15 protein-coding genes are annotated in these 20,136 nt (G+C 71.4%); 12 read left to right on the top strand and 3 right to left on the bottom strand.

Translation table 11 applies throughout. From position 1 onward, the window contains the following. Positions 1-37: 37 nt before the first annotated feature. The gene (locus ACGFYU_RS20890; protein WP_393828779.1) at positions 38-1,432 is read right to left on the bottom strand and encodes a pyridoxal phosphate-dependent decarboxylase family protein; all 1,395 of its coding nucleotides are present in this window, start codon (positions 1,430-1,432) and stop codon (positions 38-40) included. 273 nt (positions 1,433-1,705) lie between these two features. Here ACGFYU_RS20890 and ACGFYU_RS20885 point away from each other — a divergent pair, with 273 nt between their 5' ends. The 8 genes from ACGFYU_RS20885 (at position 1,706) to ACGFYU_RS20850 (ending at position 14,528) form a co-directional block, all read left to right on the top strand. Beyond that, positions 1,706-3,172, top strand: a complete 1,467-nt coding sequence (locus ACGFYU_RS20885) for a multicopper oxidase family protein (protein ID WP_393828778.1) — start codon at positions 1,706-1,708, stop codon at positions 3,170-3,172. A 171-nt stretch (positions 3,173-3,343) separates the two neighbouring features. Further along, entirely contained in the window at positions 3,344-5,596 is a 2,253-nt protein-coding gene (locus ACGFYU_RS20880) for a condensation domain-containing protein (protein WP_393828777.1), read from the top strand. A 33-nt stretch (positions 5,597-5,629) separates the two neighbouring features. Beyond that, positions 5,630-6,838: a methionine adenosyltransferase gene (metK, locus tag ACGFYU_RS20875; protein ID WP_393828776.1), complete on the top strand. Its 1,209-nt coding sequence runs from the start codon at positions 5,630-5,632 to the stop codon at positions 6,836-6,838. A gap of 74 nt (positions 6,839-6,912) precedes the next feature. Beyond that, positions 6,913-7,893 carry a carbohydrate kinase family protein gene (locus tag ACGFYU_RS20870; RefSeq protein WP_393828775.1) on the top strand — a complete coding sequence of 327 codons (981 nt, stop codon included), beginning with the start codon at positions 6,913-6,915 and terminating at the stop codon, positions 7,891-7,893. Continuing rightward, the gene (gene metH / locus ACGFYU_RS20865; RefSeq protein WP_393828774.1) at positions 7,890-11,360 is read left to right on the top strand and encodes a methionine synthase; all 3,471 of its coding nucleotides are present in this window, start codon (positions 7,890-7,892) and stop codon (positions 11,358-11,360) included. The genes ACGFYU_RS20870 and metH overlap by 4 nt, the downstream gene beginning before the upstream one ends. Before the next feature lie 28 nt (positions 11,361-11,388). Then, positions 11,389-12,345, top strand: a complete 957-nt coding sequence (gene metF, locus ACGFYU_RS20860) for a methylenetetrahydrofolate reductase [NAD(P)H] (RefSeq protein WP_393828773.1) — start codon at positions 11,389-11,391, stop codon at positions 12,343-12,345. Positions 12,346-12,350: 5 nt separating this feature from the next. Beyond that, positions 12,351-13,742, top strand: a complete 1,392-nt coding sequence (ahcY, locus tag ACGFYU_RS20855) for an adenosylhomocysteinase (RefSeq protein WP_393828772.1) — start codon at positions 12,351-12,353, stop codon at positions 13,740-13,742. A gap of 144 nt (positions 13,743-13,886) precedes the next feature. Further along, the gene (locus tag ACGFYU_RS20850) at positions 13,887-14,528 is read left to right on the top strand and encodes a DUF1772 domain-containing protein (protein ID WP_393828771.1); all 642 of its coding nucleotides are present in this window, start codon (positions 13,887-13,889) and stop codon (positions 14,526-14,528) included. Between the two features lie 64 nt (positions 14,529-14,592). On the opposite strand, the gene ACGFYU_RS20845 is transcribed toward ACGFYU_RS20850, so the two are convergent. After that, a complete protein-coding gene (locus tag ACGFYU_RS20845) occupies positions 14,593-15,090 on the bottom strand; it encodes a DUF1772 domain-containing protein (protein ID WP_393828770.1) in 498 nt (165 codons plus the stop codon). A 228-nt stretch (positions 15,091-15,318) separates the two neighbouring features. Between ACGFYU_RS20845 and ACGFYU_RS20840 the strand changes: the two genes are divergently transcribed. Next, the gene (locus tag ACGFYU_RS20840; protein ID WP_393828769.1) at positions 15,319-16,671 is read left to right on the top strand and encodes an acyl-CoA synthetase; all 1,353 of its coding nucleotides are present in this window, start codon (positions 15,319-15,321) and stop codon (positions 16,669-16,671) included. Positions 16,672-16,678: 7 nt separating this feature from the next. On the opposite strand, the gene ACGFYU_RS20835 is transcribed toward ACGFYU_RS20840, so the two are convergent. After that, positions 16,679-17,446 (bottom strand): helix-turn-helix domain-containing protein, encoded by a 768-nt coding sequence (locus tag ACGFYU_RS20835; RefSeq protein WP_393828768.1) that lies wholly within the window; start codon positions 17,444-17,446, stop codon positions 16,679-16,681. Between the two features lie 224 nt (positions 17,447-17,670). Between ACGFYU_RS20835 and ACGFYU_RS20830 the strand changes: the two genes are divergently transcribed. The 3 genes from ACGFYU_RS20830 to ACGFYU_RS20820 are packed head-to-tail and all read left to right on the top strand — an operon-like array spanning position 17,671 to position 20,113. Next, on the top strand, positions 17,671-18,342 hold the full coding sequence (locus ACGFYU_RS20830) for a DUF4097 family beta strand repeat-containing protein (RefSeq protein WP_393828767.1): 672 nt from the start codon (positions 17,671-17,673) through the stop codon (positions 18,340-18,342). A gap of 26 nt (positions 18,343-18,368) precedes the next feature. After that, positions 18,369-19,331, top strand: a complete 963-nt coding sequence (locus ACGFYU_RS20825) for an ATP-binding cassette domain-containing protein (RefSeq protein ID WP_393828766.1) — start codon at positions 18,369-18,371, stop codon at positions 19,329-19,331. Next, positions 19,328-20,113, top strand: coding sequence for an ABC transporter permease (locus tag ACGFYU_RS20820; protein ID WP_393828765.1), 786 nt, complete (start codon positions 19,328-19,330; stop codon positions 20,111-20,113). Before ACGFYU_RS20825 ends, ACGFYU_RS20820 begins: the two co-directional genes overlap by 4 nt. The last annotated feature ends 23 nt before the right edge of the window (positions 20,114-20,136 follow it).

Below are 20,136 nucleotides of genomic sequence, written 5' to 3'. Positions count from 1 at the left end.
GCTGGTCTCCGGTCTGGTGAAGGGACGGGGGCTGTGGTCATGGGGTCGTGCGGCCCTGCGCCGCGAGCTGTGCCACGCGCGCGTGCAGCACCGGCAGGTAGTGCTCGTGCTCCGGCTTGATCAGGACGCTGCGGACGATCCGGGCCGCCTCCGCGTCCCGTACCGCGCCCGGGTGGCGCCGTACGAACGCGTCGGCGTCCGCGCGCAGCACGCTCAGGAACACCGGGTCCGCCTCGGCCGTCATGCCGTCGCGCAGCAGCCGCTCCGACGCCGCGTCGATCGAGGACAGGGCGGAGTCGGCGGTCGTGGGGAAGTACGTCACGATGTCCAGGTCCGGGCGCTGGTAGAGGGTCAGTTCGTCGGACTCCGTCAGCAGGTCCGCCCAGCGCAGCGCGGCCCGCCGGTTCGCGGCGAGGATCCGCCCGAAGCCGTCCGGGGTGAGCGGCAGCAGCTGCAGGGTCAGCCACAGGGCGGCGGCCGCCGCGCCCGCCCGGGAGCACTCCAGGCTGATCTCGCCCAGGTGCAGGTCCGCGTCGGTGAAGTAGGTGTACGGGGAGTCGTGCGCGAAGTGCCGCCCGGCGCGCGGGTCCGGGAAGAGCACCGCCCCGCAGCCGTACGGCTGCAGCCCCTGCTTGTGCGGGTCCACGACCACCGAGTCGCACCCGGCGATCGCCCGCCAGGGCGCCGGGTCGATGCCGTCGGCCCCCGCCCGGCCGAGGATCGCGTAGAAGCCGCCGTACGCCGCGTCGACGTGCACGCGTGCCCCGTACCGGCGCGCCAGCGGCAGCACCTCGTGCACGGGGTCGACGGCCCCCAGCCCCGTCGTGCCGGTGGTGACGACGACGGTGCCGATCCGCCCGCCGCGCAGCGCGCTCTCCAGCGCGCCGAGGTCGATGCGGCCGTGCCCGTCGGCCTGGATGCGGTGGCCCTCCATGCCCAGGACGTGGCACATCCGCTCGTGCGTGTAGTGGCATTCGGAGCTGTACGCGATCCCGCGGTCCGGGTGCAGCTGCCGGGCTACGTACAGCGCCTCCAGGTTGGCCATGGTGCCGCTGGTGGTGAGGTGCCCGACGTGCGCGTCGAGGCCGAACATGCCGGCCAGCTCGGCGACGGCCTCGCGTTCCATCTCGGTGGTCGCGGGCCCGCCCTCGGCGGCGTGGTTGTTGGGGTTGAACAGCATGGCGGTGAGGTAGCCGGTGACGGCCGCCGGATGCGGCGGCTTGACCATTTGTCCGGCGTAACGCGGGTGGAAGAACGGATAGTTGTGGTCCATCCGCTTGGCGAGGCGGTCGAAGGCCTCGGTGAACGCGTCGGGGTCCACCCGGTGCGCGTCATGGGTCTCGTACGGGCCGAACTGCCCGCCCCACCGCTCGGCCACCCCGAGCGCGCGCGGCAGCCAGTCGCGTAAGTCGTGCAGGTCGTGCAGGTCCACGGGTGCCTCCCCCCAGCCGCCGCCCTGAGCGGCGGCACGAGTCACGCGTACGCGTCGTACGTACGCACGAGGAGCGTTGCCCAGCCCCCGCAAGCCCCGCGCAACGCCGAACGCCCGCACACCATCCGGCCTCGAGTGATGCGCAAGCCGGGTCTGGTGCACTCGCGGCGCGCCACCTGTGCGAGGAGGACCACTCGCCGGCTGCCCGTAGCGCGATCGGCCCTGCCCCGGGCGGCCCGCGCGCATCCCACTTCTTTCCCAGGAGGACATCCCATGGTCACCAGACGCACCGTGCTCGGCGGCGCCTTCGCCGCGACCGGCGCCGGCCTGCTCACCGCCGGCGGTCTGACGCCCCTGTTCGCCGCCGGATCCGCGCAGGCCACCGCCGCCGACGCGGGCGCGACGGGGGTCACCGTCCCGGCGCCCTTCACCGTGAAGATGCCGACGCTGCCGGTGCTCTCGCCGATATCCACCCTCGGCGGGCAGGACACGTACGCCGTCACCATCAAGGAGGTGGCGCGGGAGATCATCCCGGGGGTGCAGACGAAGGTCCTCACCTACGACGGCCACTTCCCGGGGCCGGTGCTGCGGGCCCGCAGCGGGCGGCGGGTGGTGATCCGGCACCGCAACACCCTGACCATGCCGGTCTCGGTCCACCTGCACGGCGGCAGCGTCTCACCGGAGAACGACGGCGGCCCGATGGACACCTTCGGCCCGGGCACCTCCCGTACGTACAGCTACCCGAACCAGCAGCCGGGCGCCGGGCTGTGGTTCCACGACCACGCGCACCACATGGAGTCGGAGCACGTCTTCCGCGGCCTGTCCGCGACCTACCTGCTCTCGGACGAGAACGAGCGGTCGCTGCCGCTGCCGGCCGGCCAGTACGAGGTCCCGATCGCGCTGCGCGACGCCCGCTTCGACGAGGCCGGGCAGCTGGTCTACGTCATGGACGACGTCTTCGGCCGGACCACCATCCTCGCCAACGGCCGCCCGACCCCGTACTTCGAGGTCGCCGCCCGCAAGTACCGCTTCCGGCTGCTCAACTCCTCCAACATGCGCTTCTTCCAGCTGCGCCTGTCGGACGGCGGCCAGATGATCCAGATCGGCACGGACGGCGGGCTGCTGGAGCGCCCCTTCACGACGGACACCGTCGGCCTGTCCCCGGCGGAGCGGGCGGACGTGGTCATCGACTTCTCCCGCTACCCCGTCGGCACGAAGATCGTCCTGGAGAACACCCTGGGCCCGGGGACGCCGGACCAGGTGGGCAAGGTGCTGCGCTTCGACGTCGTACGCACGGCCTCCGACCCGAGCCGGGTGCCGGACGTGCTGCGCACCCTGCCGGCCATGCCGTCGGCCACCGTTCAGCGCAACATCGTCCTCAGCATGGACGAGGACGGCCGGCAGGAGCCGCGGGGGCTCATGGACGGCCAGGAGTGGGACGCGCAGCGCATCGACCAGACCATCGCGCACGGCACCTCGGAGATCTGGACCGTCACCAACGCCAACAAGATCATTCCGCACAACTTCCACATGCACCTGGTCCAGTTCCGGGTGCTGGAGCGCAACGGCGCCCCGGTCGGGCCGGCCGAGGCCGGGCTGAAGGACACGGTCCGCCTCTTCCCCGGCGAGACCGTGAAGCTGCACGCCACCTTCGACACCTACAAGGGGACGTACGTCTACCACTGCCACCTCCTGGACCACTCGGCGATGGGGATGATGGCCAACTTCCGCATCCGATAGGGGCGATGAAGGGGGATGAGGGGCGATGAGCGGGGGGATCCCCGCTCGACGCGCGCTCAAGGACGGGCCGAGGACCGGGCGGAAGAATCCTCGACAACAGACCATGTCCGGCCGTGTCCCCCACGAGTCCACACATGTGTCCGAAGCCGAAAGGGAAGAGGAGGGAAGCCGATGGCCGCCACCGTGGCCATGACCGTGGTCCTCACACCCGGCCCTCCCACCTCCCTCGACCTCCACGGCCGGCTCACACCCGCCGCACTCGGCGCCGCCCTCGCGGTGCTGCCGCCGTGCACGCCGACGCTGCACCGGCACACCGCCCACCACCACACGCTCACCCTGCCCCCGCCGCCGTTCCCCGCGGGACGGCTGTCCGACCTACTCACCGGGGCCGCGGCGGCGGGGGAGGAGACGTCCGCCGCCCGGGAACCGGGCGGCGCCGCGTATGTCCCGTATGCCGAACGCACCCACGCCAACGAACGCACCCACGCCAACGAACGCACCGAACGCATCGACCTGGGACCGGAGGGACCTCTTCCCATCACCCCCCTGCAACGTGACGTCCTGCTCGACGCGATGACCCACCCGGGCGCCGGCCTCCACGTGGAACAGCTCCACTGGCGCTGGTACGGACCGCTGGACGCCCGGCGGTTCGCGGCCGCGTGGCAGACGCTGTACGACAGCGAGGCGGTGCTCCGCACCTCCCTGGCCAGGCCCGCCGCACCCGGCGCCGGGCCGCTGGTCGCCGTACATCCGCACGCCGCGCCGCAACTGGAACGGCACGCTCGGGACAGCGCCGACTGGCACGCGCTGCTGCTGAGCGAGCGGATGCGGGACTTCGACCTGTACCGGCCCGGCACGGCGCTGCGGATCGCGGTGCTGGAGGAGCCGGGCCAGGTGTTCCGGGTGCTGCTGACCTACCACCAGGCCCTCCTCGACGGCTGGAGCGCACGCGTGCTCCAGCGCACGCTCTACCGGGCCTACCTCGCCGACGGGCGCCCCGTCGGCAGCGAGCGGCGGCCCGACATCCGCGACCACATGCGCTGGCTGGCCCGGCAGGACCTGGCACCGGCCCGGGCGTTCTGGGCCCGCGCCGGAGCCCGCGCCGGTGTTCCGGCGGGCCTCCCGGGCCTGCCGAGCCTCCCGGGGCTGCTGGGCCTGCCGGGCCTGCTGGGCCTGCCGGGCCTGCTGGGCCTGCCGGGCCTGGCGAGCATGCCGGGCCGGCCGGGCGTGCCCGTACAGGCGCCGGAGGGCGGTTCGCGGCAGCGCGGCCACGGGCGGACCCGGCAGCGGCTCACCCCGTACGAGGCGCTGCGCCTGCGGAACTGGGCGGCGCTCCGGGGCGCCACGGAGAGCACGGCCCTGCACGCGGTCTGGGCCCTCCAGCTCCACCGCGCCACCCCGGGCGCGCCCGCCGTCACCTTCGCGGCGGCGGTCTCGGGCCGCGGCATCGCCCTCCCGGGCGCCGACCGCCTCCCGGGCCCGCTGCGCAGCGCCCTCCCGGTGCACGTCCGCATCGAGCCGTCCGCGCCACTGACCGGCCTGCTGAGCACGCTGACGGGCCACAGCCTGGACGCGGCCTCCTACGAGTGGGTCTCCCCGGGCCAGGCGGCCCGGTGGTCCCGCCCGCCGGCGACCGAGCCCGACCCGGGCCCGGCTCCCGACTCGCTCATCGCCTTCGAGGCCAAGGCGCCCGCCGGGACCGCCGACGATCCCGTCCACGCCGAACTCGCCGCCGAGGGCGTACGCGTCGGCGCCGCCGAGGCCATCGGCGCGCACACCGCGCTGCCCTTCGCCGTCACGGCCCACCACGACGCCGAGGGCGGGCTCGTCCTCACCTCCGTCTACGACCGGGCCCGCATCGCCGACTCCGACGCCGCCGAGAGCCTCGCCCAGACCACCCTGCTGCTGCGCGAACTGCCCGACGCCACCGGCGAGACCACCACCGTCGCCGAGGCCCTCGAACTGCTCGACGGCAGCCCGGTGCCCCGCGTGACCCGCGCGTCGGCGGTGGCCGCCCGCACGCTGCGCATCCTGCGCGCGGCGGCCCGCACCGGCGCCGGCACGATCTGCCTGGTCCCGCCGCCCGACGCACCGCCCGGCTGCTACGACGCGCTCGCCGAGGCCTACCCCGGCCCGCAGGCGCTGACCACCGTACGGCCGTCCGCCGACGCACGGACCGTACTGGCCGCGCTCCGGCCCGCCCTCGCCCGGGGCGAACCGCTGCTGCTGGGCGGGTTCTCCGGCGCGGGCTCCCTCGCCTGCGAGGTCGCGGAACGCATCGCCTCGCACGGCTGGCACCCGCCGCTCGTCGCGATCGGCGGCACCCTCCCCACCGAGGGCGAAGGCGGCGCCGACCCGGTGCGGGCCCTCGCCCGGACCCTGGAGACGGCCGCGGCGGCGGCCGCCGCCACCGCCCGACCCTGACCCGTCCCGTCCCACACCACCACCAGGAGTGACATGTCCCGTCGTCTGTTCACCTCGGAGTCCGTGACCGAGGGACACCCCGACAAGATCGCCGACCAGATCAGCGACACGATCCTCGACGCGCTGCTCGCCCAGGACCCCGCCTCGCGCGTCGCGGTCGAGACGCTGATCACGACCGGTCTCGTGCACATCGCGGGCGAGGTGACGACGCAGGCGTACGCGCCGATAGCCCAGCTCGTGCGCGAGAAGATCCTGGAGATCGGCTACGACTCGTCCGTCAAGGGCTTCGACGGCGCCTCCTGCGGTGTGTCCGTCTCGATCGGCGCGCAGTCCCCGGACATCGCGCAGGGCGTGGACACGGCGTACGAGAACCGGGTCGAGGGCGATGAGGACGAGCTCGACAAGCAGGGCGCCGGCGACCAGGGCCTGATGTTCGGCTACGCCACCGACGAGACCCCCGAGCTCATGCCCCTCCCCATCCACCTTGCCCACCGGCTCTCCCGCCGGCTGTCCGAGGTCCGCAAGAACGGCACGCTCCCGTACCTGCGCCCGGACGGCAAGACCCAGGTCACCATCGAGTACGACGGCGCCAAGGCCGTCCGCCTCGACACGGTCGTCGTCTCCTCGCAGCACGCCTCCGACATCGACCTGGAGGCGCTGCTGGCCCCCGACGTCAAGGAGCACGTGGTCGAGTACGTGCTCGCCCAGCTGGCCGACGACGGCATCAAGCTGGAGACCGAGGGCTACCGCCTGCTGGTGAACCCGACCGGCCGCTTCGAGATCGGCGGCCCGATGGGCGACGCCGGCCTGACCGGCCGCAAGATCATCATCGACACGTACGGCGGCATGGCCCGCCACGGTGGCGGTGCCTTCTCCGGCAAGGACCCGTCGAAGGTGGACCGTTCGGCCGCCTACGCGATGCGCTGGGTCGCCAAGAACGTCGTCGCCGCCGGTCTCGCCTCGCGCTGCGAGGTCCAGGTCGCGTACGCCATCGGCAAGGCCGAGCCCGTCGGTCTCTTCGTCGAGACCTTCGGCACCGAGAAGACCGACATCGCGAAGATCGAGGACGCCATCGCCGAGGTCTTCGACCTCCGCCCGGCCGCCATCATCCGCGACCTGGACCTGCTGCGGCCCATCTACGCCCAGACCGCCGCCTACGGCCACTTCGGCCGCGAGCTCCCGGACTTCACCTGGGAGCGCACCGACCGCGCCGAGCTGCTGAAGGCCGCCGCCGGCCTCTGAGCACCACCTGCCCGACCCGCTTGCCCCGCCCCCGCTCCGCCCCGCCGACAACAGACCAGCTCACAGGAGTCCACGTGCGTATCGCGGTGACCGGATCCATCGCCACAGATCACCTCATGGCCTTCCCGGGCCGGTTCGTCGACCAGCTGCTCCCCGACCAGCTGCAGAACATCTCGTTGTCCTTCCTCGTCGACACCCTCGAGGTGCGGCGGGGCGGAGTGGCGGCCAACATCGCCTACGGCCTCGGCGGCCTGCGCCTCGAACCCCTCCTCGCGGGCGCCGTGGGCCCCGACTTCGCCGAGTACGAGGTCTGGCTCAAGGAACACGGCGTCGACACCGGTTCGGTGTACGTCTCCGCCGAGCACCAGACCGCCCGCTTCATGTGCATGACCGACCAGGACTCCAACCAGATCGCCTCCTTCTACGCGGGCGCCATGGCCGAATCCGCCCGCATCGACCTGCACGCCGTGCACGCCCGCACCCCCCTCGACCTGATCCTCGTCTCGCCCAACGACCCGGGCGCGATGGTCCGCCATACCGAGCAGGCCCGCGAACTGGGCATCCCCTTCGCCGCCGACCCCTCGCAGCAGCTCGCCCGCCTCACCGGCGCCGAGGTGCGCACCCTCGTCACCGGGGCCCGCTGGCTCTTCACCAACGAGTACGAGTCCGCGCTCCTGCGCGAACGCGCCGAGTGGAGCCACGGGGAGGTCCTCGACCGCGTCGGCACCTGGGTCACCACGCTGGGCGCGCAGGGCGTCCGCATCGACGCCAAGGGCGAGCCGACGATCACCGTCCCCGCCATCCCCGACGTCCACGCGGAGGACCCGACGGGCGTCGGCGACGCCTTCCGCTCCGGCTTCCTGGCCGCCGTCGGATGGGGGCTGCCGCTGGAGACCGCCGCCCAGCTCGGCTGCGCGATGTCCGCGCTGGTCCTTGCCGCCGTGGGCTCGCAGTCGTACGAGATCCAGCCCGAGCGGCTCCTCGCCACCGTACGCACGGTCTACGGGGAGCACGCGGCAGGGCTGCTGGAACCGAAGCTGGGGCGGCTGGGATGACGACGACGAACACACAGACCCGGGCCGATGCCCTCCGAGAGGCGTTCGCCACGCGCGTGGTGGTGGCCGACGGGGCGATGGGGACGATGCTCCAGGCGCAGGACCCGACGATGGAGGACTTCCAGCAGCTGGAGGGCTGCAACGAGGTCCTGAACGTGACGCGTCCCGACATCGTGCGCTCGGTTCACGAGGCCTATTTCTCGGTGGGCGTGGACTGTGTGGAGACCAACACCTTCGGTGCGAACTTCGCGGCGCTCGCGGAGTACGACATCGCCGAGCGGAACTTCGAGCTCTCGGAGTCCGGCGCGCGCATCGCGCGTGAGGTCGCGGACGAGTTCACGGCCTCGACCGGGCAGCAGCGCTGGGTCCTGGGCTCCATGGGCCCCGGCACCAAGCTGCCCACCCTCGGCCACATCACGTACGCGCAGATCCGCGACGCCTACCAGATCAACGCCGAGGGCCTGATCTCCGGTGGCGCGGACGCGCTGCTCGTGGAGACCACCCAGGACCTGCTCCAGACCAAGTCCTCCATCATCGGCGCCCGCCGCGCCATGGAGGCCCTGGGCGTCACCGTCCCGCTGATCTGCTCCGTCACCGTCGAGACCACCGGCACGATGCTGCTCGGTTCGGAGATCGGGGCGGCGCTGACCGCGCTGGAGCCGCTCGGCATCGACATGATCGGGCTGAACTGCGCGACCGGTCCGGCCGAGATGAGCGAGCACCTGCGCTACCTGGCGCGCAACGCCCGCATCCCGCTCTCCTGCATGCCCAACGCCGGCCTGCCCGTCCTGACCAAGGACGGCGCCCACTACCCGCTCTCGGCCGCCGAGATGGCGGACGCGCAGGAGGGGTTCGTACGCGAGTACGGGCTCTCCCTGGTGGGCGGCTGCTGCGGTACGACGCCGGAGCACCTGCGGCACGTGGTGGAGCGGGTACGCGGTACGGCCGTGGCCGAGCGGGATCCGCGCCCGGAGCCGGGCGCTGCCTCGCTGTACCAGACGGTGCCGTTCCGGCAGGACACCTCGTACATGGCGATCGGTGAGCGGACGAACGCGAACGGGTCGAAGAAGTTCCGCGAGGCGATGCTGGAGGCCCGCTGGGACGACTGCGTGGAGATGGCCCGGGACCAGATCCGTGAGGGCGCGCACATGCTGGACCTGTGCGTCGACTACGTGGGCCGCGACGGCGTCGCCGACATGAAGGAGCTGGCGGGGCGCTTCGCGACCGCTTCCACCCTTCCCGTCGTCCTGGACTCGACCGAGGTTCCCGTGATCCAGGCGGGCCTGGAGATGCTCGGCGGCCGCGCGGTCATCAACTCCGTGAACTACGAGGACGGTGACGGGCCGGAGTCCCGCTTCGCGAAGGTCACCCGGCTGGCGCAGGAGCACGGCGCCGCGCTGATCGCGCTGACCATCGACGAGGAGGGCCAGGCCCGTACCGTCGAGCACAAGGTCGCGATCGCGGAGCGCCTGATCGCCGATCTCACGGCGAATTGGGGGATCCGGGAGTCGGACATCCTCATCGACACCCTGACCTTCACCATCTGCACGGGTCAGGAGGAGTCCCGGGGCGACGGCATCGCGACGATCGAGTCGATCCGCGAGCTCAAGCGCCGCCACCCGGACGTCCAGACCACCCTGGGTCTGTCGAACATCTCCTTCGGTCTGAACCCGGCCGCCCGCGTCCTGCTGAACTCGGTCTTCCTCGACGAGTGCGTCAAGGCGGGCCTGGACTCGGCGATCGTCCACGCGAGCAAGATCCTCCCCATCGCGCGGTTCGACGAGGAGCAGGTCGAGGTCGCACTGGACCTGATCCACGACCGGCGCGCCGAGGACTACGACCCCCTCCAGAAGCTGATGGCGCTCTTCGAGGGCGTCAACATGAAGTCGATGAAGGACGGGCGGGCGGAAGAGCTCCTCGCCCTGCCCCTGGAGGAGCGGCTTCAGCGCCGGATCATCGACGGGGAGAAGAACGGCCTGGAGGCCGACCTCGACGAGGCCCTGCAGACCCGCCCGGCCCTGGACATCGTCAACGACACCCTGCTGGGGGGCATGAAGGTCGTCGGTGAGCTGTTCGGCTCCGGCCAGATGCAGCTGCCGTTCGTCCTCCAGTCGGCCGAGGTCATGAAGACCGCCGTGGCCCACCTCGAGCCGCACATGGAGAAGTCCGACGACGAGGGCAAGGGCACCATCGTGCTCGCCACGGTCCGCGGCGATGTCCACGACATCGGCAAGAACCTCGTCGACATCATCCTGACCAACAACGGCTACAACGTCGTGAACATCGGCATCAAGCAGCCGGTCTCCGCGATCCTGGAAGCCGCGCAGGAGCACAAGGCCGACGTCATCGGCATGTCCGGTCTCCTCGTCAAGTCGACGGTGATCATGAAGGAGAACCTGGAGGAGCTCAACCAGCGCAAGATGGCCGCCGACTACCCGGTCATCCTCGGCGGCGCCGCCCTGACCCGCGCCTACGTCGAACAGGACCTCCACGAGATCTACGAGGGCGAAGTCCGCTACGCCCGCGACGCCTTCGAAGGCCTGCGGCTGATGGACGCCCTGATGGGCGTCAAGCGCGGCGTCCCCGGAGTCGAACTCCCGCCCCTCAAGCAGCGCCGCGTGGCCAAGCGGGACACACCGCTCCTCCAGGTGGTGGAACCCGTCGACGGCGGCCGCTCCGACGTGGCCGTCGACAACCCGGTCCCCACCCCGCCCTTCCTCGGCACCCGCGTGGTCAAGGGCATCCCGCTCAAGGAGTACGCCTCCTGGCTCGACGAGAACGCGCTGTTCAAGGGCCAGTGGGGACTCAAGGGCGCCGACACCATCGCCACCGACGGCCGGCCCCGGCTGCGCGGCTGGCTGGACCGGCTGCACACCGACGGCCTCCTCGAAGCCGCCGTCGTGCACGGCTACTTCCCCTGCGTCTCCAAGGGCGACGACCTCATCATCCTGGGCGAGAACGGCTCGGAGCGCACCCGCTTCACCTTCCCCCGCCAGCAGCGCGGCCGCCGCCTGTGCCTCGCCGACTTCTTCCGCCCGGAGGAGTCCGGCGAGACCGACATCGTCGGCCTCCAGGTGGTCACCGTCGGCAGCCGCATCGGCGAGGAGACCGCACGGCTGTTCGCCGCCGACGCCTACCGCGAGTACATGGAACTCCACGGCCTCTCCGTGCAGCTCGCCGAGGCCCTCGCCGAGTACTGGCACGCCCGGGTCCGCGCCGACCTCGGCATCGCCGGCTCCGACCCGGACTCCATGGACGGCATGTTCCGCACCGAGTACCAGGGCTGCCGCTACTCCCTCGGCTACCCGGCCTGCCCCGACCTGGAGGACCGCGCCAAGATCGCCGACCTCCTCCAGCCGGAGCGCATCGGGGTCCACCTCTCCGAGGAGTTCCAGCTCCACCCCGAGCAGTCCACCGACGCCATCGTCATCCACCACCCCGAAGCCAGCTACTTCAACGCACGCTGACCACCCACGAGCCGGAAAGGAGTCCGACATGCCGGCTGCCCTGGCCGCCACCGCCGAACGCCCCCGCACGTCCTCCGCCCCCGCCCCCCTCGGCGTCCGTGAACTGCTGGCCACGGGCCGGCGGACCTTCTCGTTCGAGTTCTTCCCGCCGAAGACGGATGCCGGGGAGCGGACGCTGTGGGCGGCGATCCGCCGCATCGAGGCCCTCGCGCCCTCCTTCGTCTCCGTCACGTACGGCGCCGGAGGCTCCTCCCGCAGCCGCACCGTCGAGGTCACCAAGCGCATCGCCGCCGAGACCACCCTGCGCCCCGTAGCGCACCTGACCGCCGTCGGGCACTCGGTGGCCGAACTGCGCCACATCATCGGCCAGTACGCCGACGCGGGCATCCGCGACGTCCTCGCCCTGCGCGGGGACCCGCCGGGCGACCCGAAGGGGGAGTGGACCCCCCACCCGGAGGGCCTGAACCACGCCCACGAGCTGGTCTCGCTCATCCGCCGGCTGGGCGACTTCACGGTGGGCGTGGCGGCCTTCCCGGAGCGCCATCCCCGCTCCCTCTCCTGGACCGAGGACATCCGGCACTTCGCCGCGAAGTGCCACGCCGGCGCGGACTACGCCATCACCCAGATGTTCTTCCACGCCGAGGACTACCTGCGGCTGCGCGACCGGCTGTCCTCCGTGGGCTGCCTGACCCCGATCATCCCCGAGATCATGCCGGCGACCGATTTCCGCCAGATCCGCCGCTTCGCCGAACTCAGCGACGCCCGCTTCCCGGACGCCCTCGCGCAGCGCCTCGAAGCCGCGCAGGACAATCCGGCGGACGGGCACCGGATCGGCGTCGAGTACGCGACCGCCATGTCGGAGCGGCTGCTCGCCGAGGGCGCCCCCGGCCTGCACTACATCACCCTCAACAAGTCCACCGCGACTCTAGAGATCCATCAGAACCTGAACGTCAGCCAGAACCCAGCCACCACCATCACGGAGTAGAACCCATGGACTTCAAGGTCGCAGATCTCTCGCTCGCGGACTTCGGCCGCAAGGAGATCACCCTTGCCGAGCACGAGATGCCCGGTCTGATGTCGATCCGCAAGGAGTACGCACCCTCGCAGCCGCTGGCCGGGGCGCGGATCACCGGCTCCCTGCACATGACTGTGCAGACCGCCGTGCTCATCGAGACCCTCGTCGCGCTCGGCGCCGAGGTCCGCTGGGTGTCCTGCAACATCTACTCCACCCAGGACCACGCCGCCGCCGCGATCGCCGCCGCCGGCATCCCGGTCTTCGCCTGGAAGGGCGAGACGCTGGAGGAGTACTGGTGGTGCACGGAGCAGGCGCTGACCTGGCCCGGACACGTCGGCCCCAACATGATCCTCGACGACGGCGGTGACGCCACCCTCCTCGTCCACAAGGGCGTCGAGTACCAGAAGGCGGGACGGGTCCCGGACCCGTCGACCGCGGACAACGAGGAAATGGCCCTGGTCCTGGAGCTGCTGGGCAAGAGCACCATCGACTGGACGACCCTGGCCGCCGGGATCCGCGGCGTGACCGAGGAGACCACCACCGGCGTCCACCGCCTCTACGAGATGCACCGCGACGGCGCGCTCCTCTTCCCGGCGATCAACGTGAACGACGCCGTCACCAAGTCGAAGTTCGACAACAAGTACGGCTGCCGCCACTCCCTGATCGACGGCATCAACCGCGCCACCGACGTCCTCATCGGCGGGAAGACGGCCGTGGTCTTCGGCTACGGCGACGTCGGCAAGGGCTGCGCCGAGTCCCTGCGCGGCCAGGGCGCCCGCGTCATCGTCACCGAGATCGACCCGATCTGCGCCCTGCAGGCCGCCATGGACGGCTACCAGGTCGCCACGCTGGACGACGTCGTCGAGATCGCCGACATCTTCATCACCACGACCGGCAACAAGGACATCATCATGGCGTCCGACATGGCGAAGATGAAGCACCAGGCGATCGTGGGCAACATCGGCCACTTCGACAACGAGATCGACATGGCCGGTCTCGCGAAGATCGAGGGCATCGTCAAGGACGAGGTCAAGCCGCAGGTCCACACCTGGAAGTTCCCCGACGGCAAGGTCCTGATCGTCCTCTCCGAGGGCCGTCTGCTGAACCTGGGCAACGCGACCGGCCACCCGTCCTTCGTCATGTCGAACTCCTTCGCGGACCAGACCCTGGCCCAGATCGAGCTCTTCACGAAGCCGGAGGAGTACCCGACCGACGTCTACGTGCTGCCCAAGCACCTCGACGAGAAGGTCGCCCGCCTCCACCTCGACGCCCTCAGCGTCAAGCTCACCACCCTGCGCCCCGAGCAGGCCGCGTACATCGGCGTGGACGTCGAGGGCCCGTACAAGCCGGACCACTACCGCTACTGACCGATCCGATTTCGCCACCGGCTCTCGAGTTTCACTCGAGAGCCGGTGGAAACCCCATGGCCGGGTATCCCGGGGAATGCCACGATCGGATGTCCGTGCCGAGGGCGAGCAGTACTCCCACCACCCGCAGATGAGGATGTCCCAATGAACCCCAATCCGGCCGGTAGCCCCCAGCAGTACCCCGCGGGCGGCCCGAGTCCCTACGCGGCCCCGCCCGGCTCCTACGCGCAGCCCCAGCCCGGTGGCTGGCCCCAGCCCGGGGCGCCCGTGCCGGCGACGGCCGAGCGGGGCAAGCTGGCCACCGTCCTCCTCCTGGTCTCCACGGTCCTCGTCGGCCTGATGGCGGGCCTCTTCTTCGCCTTCGACGTCTCGGTGATGCCGGGTCTGGCGGCGGGCGACGAGCGCACCTACGTCACCGCGATGCAGAACTTCAACTCGGCCATCGACGGCAACGGCATCTTCGGCATGGCGTTCGTCCTCGCCCTGCTGGCGTCCGCCGCCTCGGCGATCGTCGAGTTCCGCAAGGGCCGCCGGGGTGTCGCGATCTGGGTCGGCGCGGCCGCCGTCGCGTACCTCGTCGTCCTGATGATCACCTTCTCCGTGAACATCCCGCTCAACAACGAGCTGGCCGACGTGGGCGACGCGGCGAAGCTCACCGATTTCTCCATCGTCGACAAGTTCAAGGGCACCTGGGTCTCCACCAACATCGTCCGCACCCTGCTGTGCACGGTGGCCCTGACCGCCCTCTCCCGTGCCCTGGTCCTCTACGGTCGCGCCACCCGCTGACCGCGGTCCCGCGCCACGCCACGGAGTCCCCCGGCCGCCCCGGCCGGGGGACTTCCGTACGTCGTCAGCCCAGCTGGCCGTTCAGGTAGAGAGCCCAGCCCAGGAAGCCGACCGCGGCCGTGCACAGCAGCGTGCGCCAGACGTTGGCGCGGCTCCAGGGGCCTTCGAAGGCGCGGCGGACGGCGGCCGGGTCGCTGATGCGGGCGATCGGGCCGGCCTTCTCCAGGGCGTTGTTCAGCGGGATGTTCACCTTGTTGGTGAGGCCCATCGACAGGATGTAGCAGACCAGGGCCGCGATCAGCGGGGGCAGCACGTCACGGCCGTCGGAGGGGACGTGCAGGGCCAGGGCCAGCGCGGTGAAGAGGAACGCGCCGATGTAGCCGAGCACGAACCAGCCGTTGAGGATGGCCTTGTTGACGTTCTGCATGACCTCGATGACCGTACGGTCGTCGGTGCGCTTCAGGCCCGGCATCACGGCGACGGAGAAGCCGTAGAACAGGCCGCTGACCAGACCCATCGTGACCGTGGCGGCGATGAGCGAGGCCAGGCGTGCGGTCTCCATCGTGTGTCCCCCTGCTCGTCCGTCCTCGGAGCTTCTCGGTCATCGATTCTTCGGGAACGGGTCATCGAATCGTCAAGTCATGGCGACTATACGGGCGAGGGTGCCCCGCGTCGCCCCGGAATCGAGCGACCCTCCAGCATGTCTTGAGCGGCGCGCAGGGCGGGCCGGTGTCGCCCGCCCCTCCTTCCGTTTGGCAGCCTGTCCCCGGGACCACAGAGGGGAGTCACCGTGCTCACGGCACTTGAAGGCGCATACGGAGACCGGGAGGACGCCGTCGCGATCGCCGGCCGCACCGCCTCCTACGAGGAACTGCTCGGCGCGGCGCGGGCGGTGGCCGCCGATGTCGCGGGACTCCCGGCCTTCGCGGTGACCGCCACCGCCTCCCTGGAGACCGTCGCCGCCGTGGTCGGCGGGCTGCTGGCCGGGGTGCCCTGCGTACCCCTGCCGCCCGACGCCGGTCCCGCCGAGCGGGAGCACATCCTGCGCGACTCCGGAGCACGGCTCATCGAGGCGGACTTCGCCCGGCGTTCCGCCTGGACCGGGCCCGCCGCGGCGCCCGAGGACCCCGCGCTGATCCTGTACACCTCCGGGACCACGGGCGCCCCCAAGGGCGTGGTGCTGAGCGGCGCGGCCATCACCGCCGACCTGGACGCGCTCGCCGGGGCCTGGCAGTGGAGCGCCGAGGACACGCTGGTGCACGGGCTGCCGCTGTTCCACGTGCACGGGCTGGTGCTCGGCGTCCTCGGGGCCCTGCGCACCGGCAGCCGCCTCGTGCACACCGGGCGGCCGACGCCCGCCGCCTACGCCGGGGCCGGCGGCAGCCTGTACTTCGGGGTGCCGACCGTGTGGTCCCGTATCGCCGCCGAACCGGGGGCGGCGGCCGCGCTGTCCGGGGCGCGGCTGCTGGTGTCGGGCAGCGCGGCCCTGCCCGCGCCCGTGTTCCGGGACCTGGAGGCCTTGACCGGGCTGCGGCCCGTGGAGCGGTACGGGATGACGGAGACGCTGATCACCATCAGCGGCCGGGCGGGCGGCGAGGTCCGCCCCGGTACGGTCGGCACCCCGCTGCCCGGCATCCGTACCCGCGTCGCGGCCGAGCCGGGCGCCGAGATCGGGGAACTCCAGCTCACCGGCCCCACGTTGTTCTCCGGGTACCTGGGGCGGCCGGAGGCCACCGCGGCCGCGTACACCGAGGACGGCTGGTTCCGTACGGGCGACATCGCGGCCGTCGACGCGGCGGACGGGGTCCACCGGATCGTGGGCCGCGCCTCCATCGACATGATCAAGTCCGGCGGCTACCGGATCGGCGCGGGCGAGATCGAGAACGCGCTCCTCGACCACCCCAAGGTGAGCGAGGCCGCCGTGGTCGGTGTCCCGGACGCGGACCTGGGGCAGCGCATCGTCGCCTTCGTCGTCGCCGAGGGGGTCACGGGCGAGGAGCTCACCGATTTCGTCGCCGCACACCTGTCGGTGCACAAGCGCCCGCGCGAGGTCCGCTTCGTCGCGGCCGTCCCGCGCAACGCCATGGGCAAGCCGCAGAAGAAACTGCTGCTGACGGAGGACGGCTCCGAGGGCCGGTGCTGACGGCCGGCTAACCGCGGTCCGAAGGCGGCTCGGCCGGGTCGGCAGGGTCGTCCGAGGGCATTTCGGTCTTCGTGTGGAGGATCTCGCGGGCCTGCTCCGCCGCGCGGAGGGTGGTCTCGGAGACGAAGTCGAGGAAGCGGGCGACGTTCTCCAGACGGGTGGCGGCCGGGGTGCCGGGGCCGAGGACGCCGACGCCCTGCCGTGCGGTCTCGACGACCTGGGCGATGGCGCGGGCGCTGGCCATCATCGACTGGTACCAGACGTCGTCGTCGACGGCGTAGCGCTCGCGGCGGCCGTCACCGTCGCGTTCCCGGCGGACCATGCCCTGGCTGTCGAGGAACGCGATCGCCTTGGAGATGGACGCCGGGCTGACCTGGAGGCCCTGGACGAGTTCGGACGCGGTGAGGCTGCCGCTGTCGGTGAGGGTGAGGCGGGCCATCACCCGGGCCGTCATCGAGGGCATGCCCGAGGCCAGCATGACGGCGGTGAAGACCTCCTCGTACTCGCGCACGGCCTCGGGGTCGCGTCCGTAGGCCTGCACCGGTGCCTCGGCACCCCGGGGCGCGGCCTGCCTGCGCCGGTGGGCGCGGCGTTCGGTGGCGTGGTGGGCCAGGTCGGCGCGGTAGGCGGCGGGGCCGCCGTTGCGCATGACCTCGCGCGTGATCGTCGAGGTCGGGCGGTCGAGACGCCTGGCGATCTCCGCGTAGGCGAGGTCGTCGGCCAGCCCCAGTGCGATCTGCCGGCGTTCCTGCTGGGTGAGCCTGCCTCCCGGCATTGCGGTCTCCTTCGTTCTCCTTGTGTGCCCCCAGCATAGCGTTCATTCTCAGTTCATTGCAACGCGTGGATGGTTGTCGTTGCGTTACTTCCTGGGGCCGTTGCAACGATTTACCGGCTCTGACCTGCATGAATGATGACTGTGTGCAACGAGCTTGTTGATGAATCCTTGAAGGCAACGTAGCGTTTGGGTCATCGGAAACGACGAGCTCAAGGAGAGCCACCATGCAGAAGTTCGACACCGCCGCCCCGATCGCCGCCGTCCTGGACATCCCGGCGGGGAGCATCCGGTTCATCGCCGCGGACCGGGCGGACACCACGGTCGAGGTCCGGCCGGCGAGCGCTTCGAGTGGCCGCGACGTGAAGGCGGCCGAGCAGGTCACGGTCGAGTACCGCGAGGGCGTCCTGCGGATCGAGGCCGCGCCGGCGAAGAACCGGATCCTGGGGAACTCCGGTTCCGTCGAGGTGACGGTCCAGCTGCCGGCCGGCTCCCGGGTGGAGGCGAAGGCGGCCGCCGCCGAGTTCCGGGGCGTCGGACGCCTGGGCGACGTCGCCTTCGAGGGTGCGGCCGGTTCGGTCAAGCTCGACGAGACCGCGGGTGCCCGCCTGACCCTCCAGGCCGGTGACATCTCGGTCGGCCGCCTGGGCGGCCCGGCGGAGATCAGCACCCAGAAGGGCGACCTCAAGATCGCCGAGGCTGTGAACGGCACCGTCGAACTGCGCACGCAGGCCGGCGACATCTCGGTCGGCGCGGCCCGCGGAGTCTCGGCCTCCCTGGACGCCGGCACCGGCTACGGCCGCATCAGCAACGCGCTCCAGAACGCCGACGGCGCCGCCGCCGGCCTGAACATCCAGGCGACCACCGCCTACGGCAACATCACCGCCCGCAGCAACTGACCCGAAGCCACCGAGGAGCACCCATCATGACCACCCCGGCCATCGCGGCGAACGGGCTGCGCAAGTCCTACGGCGACAAGACCGTCCTCGACGGAGTCGACCTGGTCGTCCCCGAAGGAACGATCTTCTCCCTGCTCGGCCCGAACGGCGCGGGCAAGACCACCGCGGTCAAGATCCTCTCCACCCTCGTTACCGCCGACGCCGGCGAGATCCGCGTCGGCGGCCACGACCTCGCCACCGACCCCCAGGCCGTGCGCGCCGCGATCGGTGTCACCGGACAGTTCTCCGCCGTCGACGGCCTGATCACCGGCGAGGAGAACATGCTCCTCATGGCCGACCTGCACCACCTCTCCAAGCGCGAGGGGCGGCGGGTCGCCGCCGAACTCCTCGGGCGCTTCGACCTGGTGGAGGCCGCGTCGAAGCCCGCCTCCACCTACTCCGGCGGCATGAAGCGCCGCCTCGACATCGCCATGACCCTGGTCGGCAACCCGCGGATCATCTTCCTCGACGAGCCCACCACCGGCCTCGACCCCCGCTCCCGCCACAACATGTGGCAGATCATCCGGGACCTCGTCTCCGACGGCGTCACCGTCTTCCTCACCACCCAGTACCTGGAGGAGGCCGACCAGCTCGCCGACCGTATCGCCGTGCTCAACGACGGCAGGATCGCCGCCCAGGGCACCGCCGAGGAGCTCAAGCGGATGATCCCCGGCGGCCACGTCCGGCTCCGCTTCTCCGACCCTTCCGCGTACCGGAGCGCCGCCTCCGCGCTGCGCGAGGTCACCCCGGACGAGGAGTCGCTCTCCCTGCAGATCCCCAGCGACGGCAGCCAGCGCGAGCTGCGCTCCATCCTCGACCGGCTGGACTCGGCCGGCATCGAGGCCGACGAGCTCACCGTCCACACCCCCGACCTCGACGACGTGTTCTTCGCCCTGACCGGCCCCAGCGTCCCCACCCAGCCGAACCAGCCCAAGGAGTCTGTCCGATGAGTTCCCTCTCCCTCGCCGTCCGCGACTCCGCCACGATGCTGCGCCGCAACCTCCTGCACGCCCGGCGCTACCCGTCCCTCACCCTGAACCTGCTGCTCACGCCGATCATGCTGCTGCTGCTCTTCGTCTACATCTTCGGCGACACCATGAGCGCGGGCATCGGCGGCGGCGACCGCTCCGCGTACATCGCCTATCTCGTGCCGGGCCTGCTGCTGATGACCGTCGGCAGCACCACGATCGGCACCGCGGTGTCCGTCTCCACCGACATGAACGAGGGCATCATCGCCCGCTTCCGCACGATGGCGATCCACCGCGGCTCGGTGCTGATCGGGCACGTCATCGGCAGCGTGCTGCAGTGCATCGCCAGCGTGGTCCTCGTGGGCGCCGTCGCCGTGGCCATCGGCTTCCGGTCCACGGACGCCACGGCCCTGGAGTGGCTGGCGGCGTTCGGACTGCTCGTGCTCTTCGCCCTGGGGCTCACCTGGATCGCGGTCGGCATGGGCCTGGTCAGCCCGAACGCGGAGGGCGCCAGCAACAACGCGCTGCCGATGATCCTGCTGCCGCTCCTGTCCAGCGCCTTCGTCCCGGTCGACTCGATGCCGGGCTGGTTCCAGCCGATCGCCGAGTACCAGCCGTTCACGCCCGCCATCGAGACCCTGCGCGGGCTGCTGCTCGGCACCGAGATCGGCCACAACGGGTGGCTCGCGGTCGCCTGGTGCCTGGGCCTCGCGGTGCTCGGCTACTTCTGGTCGGCCTCGAAGTTCAACAGCGACCCGAAGTAACCGGCATGACAGCGCGGGCCGCC

The sequence above is a fragment of the Streptomyces sp. NPDC048337 genome (assembly GCF_043201175.1).
Classification (GTDB): domain Bacteria; phylum Actinomycetota; class Actinomycetes; order Streptomycetales; family Streptomycetaceae; genus Streptomyces.
Note: the sequence above shows the minus strand (reverse complement) of the source record. Positions and strands in the feature narration are given on the sequence as shown.

Excerpts from the sequence above, each read along its gene's own strand:
- ACGFYU_RS20885 (WP_393828778.1), top strand. The coding sequence starts at position 1,706 with ATGGTCACCAGACGCACCGTGCTCGGCGGCGCCTTCGCCGCGACCGGC.
- ACGFYU_RS20880 (WP_393828777.1), top strand. The coding sequence starts at position 3,344 with ATGGCCGCCACCGTGGCCATGACCGTGGTCCTCACACCCGGCCCTCCC.
- metK (WP_393828776.1), top strand. The coding sequence starts at position 5,630 with ATGTCCCGTCGTCTGTTCACCTCGGAGTCCGTGACCGAGGGACACCCC.
- metH (WP_393828774.1), top strand. The coding sequence starts at position 7,890 with ATGACGACGACGAACACACAGACCCGGGCCGATGCCCTCCGAGAGGCG.
- metF (WP_393828773.1), top strand. The coding sequence starts at position 11,389 with ATGCCGGCTGCCCTGGCCGCCACCGCCGAACGCCCCCGCACGTCCTCC.
- ahcY (WP_393828772.1), top strand. The coding sequence starts at position 12,351 with ATGGACTTCAAGGTCGCAGATCTCTCGCTCGCGGACTTCGGCCGCAAG.
- ACGFYU_RS20850 (WP_393828771.1), top strand. The coding sequence starts at position 13,887 with ATGAACCCCAATCCGGCCGGTAGCCCCCAGCAGTACCCCGCGGGCGGC.
- ACGFYU_RS20845 (WP_393828770.1), bottom strand. The coding sequence starts at position 15,090 with ATGGAGACCGCACGCCTGGCCTCGCTCATCGCCGCCACGGTCACGATG.
- ACGFYU_RS20835 (WP_393828768.1), bottom strand. The coding sequence starts at position 17,446 with ATGCCGGGAGGCAGGCTCACCCAGCAGGAACGCCGGCAGATCGCACTG.
- ACGFYU_RS20830 (WP_393828767.1), top strand. The coding sequence starts at position 17,671 with ATGCAGAAGTTCGACACCGCCGCCCCGATCGCCGCCGTCCTGGACATC.
- ACGFYU_RS20825 (WP_393828766.1), top strand. The coding sequence starts at position 18,369 with ATGACCACCCCGGCCATCGCGGCGAACGGGCTGCGCAAGTCCTACGGC.
- ACGFYU_RS20820 (WP_393828765.1), top strand. The coding sequence starts at position 19,328 with ATGAGTTCCCTCTCCCTCGCCGTCCGCGACTCCGCCACGATGCTGCGC.